This is a genomic window from Loktanella sp. DJP18, from assembly GCF_049310965.1.
Classification (GTDB): Bacteria; Pseudomonadota; Alphaproteobacteria; order Rhodobacterales; family Rhodobacteraceae; genus Loktanella.
Map to the genome: position 1 here is coordinate 1 of NZ_JBMERN010000204.1, position 4372 is coordinate 4372.

General features: G+C 55.1%; 4 protein-coding genes. 3 read left to right on the forward strand and 1 reads right to left on the reverse strand.

Translation table 11 applies throughout. The features are described 5' to 3' along the window. Positions 1–780: 780 nt before the first annotated feature. The 3 genes from ACOI1H_RS23770 (at position 781) to ACOI1H_RS23780 (ending at position 3860) form a co-directional block, all read left to right on the forward strand. Positions 781–1110, forward strand: a complete 330-nt coding sequence (locus ACOI1H_RS23770; RefSeq protein ID WP_422440658.1) for a hypothetical protein — start codon at positions 781–783, stop codon at positions 1108–1110. Between the two features lie 823 nt (positions 1111–1933). Further along, positions 1934–2860 carry a replication initiation protein gene (locus ACOI1H_RS23775; RefSeq protein ID WP_422440660.1) on the forward strand — a complete coding sequence of 309 codons (927 nt, stop codon included), beginning with the start codon at positions 1934–1936 and terminating at the stop codon, positions 2858–2860. 124 nt (positions 2861–2984) lie between these two features. Further along, a complete protein-coding gene (locus tag ACOI1H_RS23780; protein WP_422440661.1) occupies positions 2985–3860 on the forward strand; it encodes a MobA/MobL family protein in 876 nt (291 codons plus the stop codon). A 5-nt stretch (positions 3861–3865) separates the two neighbouring features. On the opposite strand, the gene ACOI1H_RS23785 is transcribed toward ACOI1H_RS23780, so the two are convergent. Then, positions 3866–4372, reverse strand: a 507-nt coding sequence (locus tag ACOI1H_RS23785; RefSeq protein WP_422440663.1) for a hypothetical protein, incomplete at its 5' end; no start/stop codon positions are given.

Below are 4372 nucleotides of genomic sequence, written 5' to 3' on the forward strand. Positions count from 1 at the left end.
CACTTGTTGCGCCTTCTCAGCCCGCTCTCTTTGCAGCTGTGCCTCGGCCTTCGCCCGCTCACGGGCTGCCAAGGCTTCGCGCCGCCTGCGCCGAGCCGGCGGCCAAATACCTCTAATGATTTTGATGATGATAAGCATGTCCACCTCCTTTTTTTTGGGACTTGGAGGAAATGGGTCCATTTGGCGCGCTTCGTGCGCATGCACTGTTCGACACCAAGCCAAACATGCGTCACCTCAAATATTGCGCTGGTGAGAGACGATGAGATTTGCCTTCGCAGATGGCGCAGGCCACGATCGCAGAGCAGCGCACCTGCTTTGCACTTTTTGAGGATTACGATGAAAAGAATATTTCTTTCGGTGATGCCTTTGGCACTGGGTTTGTCTGGTTGTGTTGAGCCGCAACAGACGAGTGTGACCGGCCCTTCCGGGCAAACCATGCTCGTTGCCAAATGCAGTCAATCACCCAATGCCTGCTATCAAAAAGCGTCAGATACTTGCTCGGGGCCGTATCAGGTGCTCGATAGCTATAGCAAAGCAGGTGGACTACTCGCCGATGTCCTGCCTGGTCCCGTAACTTGGTATTACATGACATACCAATGTGGGCAGACAGACGGTCAAACGCCAGCCTTCCCCTTTAGAGGGCAACAATATGCCCCAGCTCCTGTCATCCGCACGCCAGCCCCAGCTCTTCGCCAACCGACAACAACGACATGCAACCGCTTTGGAAGCTCTGTGACCTGCAACTCTTACTGAGGATTATTGCCCGAAAGGACTGAGAGAATGATATTCAACAGACGGAAGAAGTGGAACGGGCAGGTCGCTTCTTTATTACCGACCTTTGACCTTACAATCGAGATTGTTGGACCCATGGCTGCGCTCGAAGCGCTCGATATGGTGTATCCAAAAGGATTTAGCCCTCAAGAAGGTGCCTTATATCTTGCATACCTCACTTATTCGACTTTCATAAAAGAAGGCGATGCAAGGGCAGATAACCTCAAAAATCGCATTGGGTTTGCAGAAGAGGATTGGATCGCCGCAGGACGTGTTAACCCCAAAATTGTCTCGACATGGCGAGAGAAAGCCAAAATCTGGGAATCCGCCCTTCGCTGAGAGCGAATACCTACGCTGGTGATTTATCTACTGTGATAACCAACCAAACGCTTCAACAGCCGACCGCGAAGCCCCCCGCCCTCAATGAGATTGAGGACTCGGCGACCTATCTGGGTTGCCGCATCGTCTGGCTGTTCGATTGACCTGCCAAGGTTGCAAAGATCGCTGACGGATAGCTCCCCCGCGACCATCAACCTACCCACTTCCCGGAGGGCTGACCGTGCCTCATCATCAGGTGGCGCCAACAAAGAGACCTGTTTACGCGCCGATCCCCCTTCTCCTTTCTCAGCTCTTTCCCGACTACGCTGCGCACGTAGAGCATTTCTACTCGCTTTTGTGCGGACCCAAGTCTGAACAGGGACGAGACCGCCTGAACGTAGTTCGTCATCATTCAGAACCACATCAGGATCAGCGACTGAGGTTCCCGCACTGGCGGCGTCTTCAATGAAGATGTGCGTTTTGTCAGGCATAATTGCGTCCCATGTAACGTTGCATGCAATGAAAATGCTGTCAGATGTAGCTCAGGAAAGCAAAAACTGAAAATATCCAGGGCGTAGCCCATTCTTGTTCTAATGTTCTTATAGTTCAGGGCTGAATTTCTATTCAAATACAGATACTTACCTTGCTTTAAGTGACAAATCGGGCCGCTACGGTGACAAATCGGGCCGCTACGGTGACAAATCGGGCTGAAACTGCGCATTGACGGGTGACTTATTGGCGTCTTTAAGTGTCACTTATGGGAAAGACGACGCAAGTAGCCGCAGACCGGGCCTATGACCAGGCCAAGACTGTAATGCCAACGGAGTTGGCACGGGGTGTCTACATGCAGAACGCGCCCAGCCTACGCGCTTTGAAGCTCATGCACCTGATGATTGCCACCGCTGGTGGACGTATGGCCGAAGATGTGCGCCATGAAATCCGCCTCTCGGACATTCGTCGGATTGAAGGCATGAATCATCACGACAAAGACAGCCTCAGGACACCACTCGAGGAGTTGAAGGCCGCAGTTCTAACTTACGATGAACCAGAAAAAATGCGCTACACCATCGGCGGTTTGGTGGATCACGCGGTGGTAGACTACCGCCAAGAGGCCAAGGGCGACGTGCTGGTATGGTGGTATTTTGGCCGGATGTTCCGGGAGATGGCCGAAAAGTCAAACCACTGGACGATCCTTGATCGCCAAACTGTATTCCACCTTGGCAGCAAGTATTCTGTTTTGCTTTTCCAACATGTCGCCAGCCTGACTGGTCTTGAGCACGTCCAGTCAAAGACCTTCACTGTTGCCGAACTTAGAGGCGTGCTCGGCGTGCCAGAGGGTAAGCTCGTGCGCTTCGCAGACCTAAACCGAAGAGCGCTCCAATCAGCTATCGAAGAGATCAATCAGCTTTCGCGCCTGATGTTGACAGCCACTCCAAAAAAAATCGGGCGCACCGTCACAAGCGTGACCATCGCGTGGAAGACGAATACTGATCCCGCCGAAATGAAGCGCGAGCTAAATCGCCCGAAGATCGGCCGAAAGATGAGGCGAGATAACTCAACCGAAACCATCGCACCTGCGTTTCCGGCCGCAGGAGGCATCACCTACGCTCAGAGCTGGCAGAAAATCAAACGAGATGCCGGTTGCAACAAAGATGACCAGTTGATCGCATCCGACTTTCGCCGGTTCTGCGCGAGCAAGCAGATCGCTCTTGATGCAAGAAACATCGAGACCGTATTCGCCAGTTACTGCCGGAAGGTAGGAAAGGTGTGATGAAGCCTCCCCCGGCGATTGAGGGGGCGCACTTGGAAGCTTAACGGTTCCCGTTAAGCGTGCGCCCTGCCGGGGGCTACGCGAACTGTGTTCGCGGGGACTACTTCCTGTTCGGAGGTGTCCCATGATGACTTATGCTGCGACGATCAATATCCGCCACATCTCGACCAGCGCGAAATCGCGGGGCGGATTGTCCATCAATGCCGCTAAAAAGGCTGCATTCGACAATCTCACCTACATCTGCCGCACTGATGCAGCCGCCGACTTTGATATCATCGGGCACTGCCAGGGCGAGACCCTGATCGCAGAAGATGCGACCGATAGAGCCGCAATGCGGGAAATGTCCCGGTGGGCTATCGATGCCCGCGCTGAGCGGCACACGGAGGCGAATGGGATCAGGCTTGCGGATAAACTTATCGTCTCACTACCCCGCGATGCCACCTGGGAACATCATCGCGAAATGGTTGCAGCAATCATTTCGGACTTAGGGCGGGACAGTGACGCTTGGCTGGTCGCGGCGATCCATCGTGACCGGAAGGGCAACCCTCATGCTCACATCCTGGCCATTGATGGGCTTGAAACCCATGAGGCCGCTAAAGCCCGCCGACCGGACGCCCAGCGGGTTCGCCGCCGAGACATGCTGCGCCTCAACGAAGGGGGCAACCGACAGTCGCTGCGAGTGCGGATAGCGGCTCAGATCAACGCCATTTCCCTGCGCGAAGGCTACCGCGTGGCGGAGGTGCGGAGTTTGGCCGAACAAGGCATAGAGCGCATCGCTCAGGCTCACATCGGGCCGCGCGGGAGCGCCCGCAGGACCAGGCGAGAGGTTGATGCTTGGATCGGCCAAGACCCCGAGATCACCGCCGCGGGATGGGACTGGCTCGACGGCCAGGAAGCACAGCAGCCCCCCACCCGCAGCGGCTCCTCGCTATTTGCCTTGCCTGCTACCGTGCACGAAGCAGAGCAGCCAGACGAGGCGCGTAGCGATAAGGCCCGATGATATTCCTACCGATATGGAATATCGGCCAAGGCAGGTGGCATGCTGTGCTTCTTCTTGCTCCAACGAGGGTCCGCAGATCGCATGAGGAGGGCACGGATGCTCACAACAACCAAGATTCTGCTGCGCCGGTTCTCGGATGACAGGCGAGCTATCCCCTCACCAACCATCGTTGCGTATCGATTAAGTGACATGTGATCATCGAGGTCGAAACGGCTCTGGCGAACTTTGTCGGCACCACACCTCTGACTTAATGGATCATCGAAACTCTTCAGGGCGGCGAGAGCTGTCTGATCGAGCCTTTTCATGATCTTCTCAATGTCCTCATCCGACATTTGGTCAGCGACTATGATCTGAGGTTCGCGCTTTGCCGCGCGTGCCAAATCAAGACGCTTCTGCACCTCCTCAGAGAGTTCTGAGAGCTTCAACGGCCCGCGATAACGGCATTCACAGACGCCATTGAGATCCACGTTTTTTACATGCGCATCGTAGGCACCCTGAACTCTGTCAGCGGC

Bases quoted from the DNA above. Each gene is read 5' to 3' on its own strand.
- ACOI1H_RS23780 (WP_422440661.1), top strand. From the start codon at position 2,985: ATGATGACTTATGCTGCGACGATCAATATCCGCCACATCTCGACCAGC.
- ACOI1H_RS23770 (WP_422440658.1), top strand. From the start codon at position 781: ATGATATTCAACAGACGGAAGAAGTGGAACGGGCAGGTCGCTTCTTTA.
- ACOI1H_RS23775 (WP_422440660.1), top strand. From the start codon at position 1,934: ATGCAGAACGCGCCCAGCCTACGCGCTTTGAAGCTCATGCACCTGATG.